The sequence below is a fragment of the Turicibacter sp. T129 genome (assembly GCF_025594975.1).
Lineage (GTDB): Bacteria > Bacillota_I > Bacilli_A > MOL361 > Turicibacteraceae > Turicibacter > Turicibacter bilis.
In genome coordinates this window covers 1-453 of sequence record NZ_JAMQUU010000113.1, presented here as the reverse complement: position 1 = coordinate 453, position 453 = coordinate 1, and the positions used below count along the sequence as shown (strand labels likewise).

Here is a 453-nt window from a genome sequence, read left to right as displayed (position 1 = left end):
CCTTGGCAAGTTTTCGGATGATGTGTGACGACAAGATCCGGATCTTCTACCATTTTTAAGGTTGAACCTTTATGCCCGACTTGACCACCCGTTTTTTTATTTGAAGGTTGACGCAAACTTTTTGTCTTTTTAAAACCATCGGTTGACGGAGGTAAGCTACTATTTTGACTGGTTTGATTTGATTGTTTTTCAAGTTTCTTAAGGCGAGCATCTAAATCTGAAACAGTCTGAGATAACTCAGAGATTTGAGTGGAAAGTCCTTGAACTAAACTAATAACGGATTGAATCCCCTCCTGATAAACTTTGATGATTTCAGATTCTGACATGAGATGACACCTTCTTCTAAAGTTGGAATAGTAAGGATATTATAACGTAAATCTTACAAATAGGTAAGTTATTCACGAGAGCTACATATCATTAACAAAAACACCAAGAAACGGAATTCGTTTACTT

1 protein-coding gene is annotated in these 453 nt (G+C 36.2%); it reads right to left on the bottom strand.

What is annotated here, in order from left to right; genetic code table 11:
• Nucleotides 1-326, bottom strand: a 326-nt coding sequence (locus tag NEH75_RS13215) for a DUF6444 domain-containing protein (RefSeq protein ID WP_262949013.1), incomplete at its 3' end; no start/stop codon positions are given.
• Nucleotides 327-453: the final 127 nt, after the last annotated feature.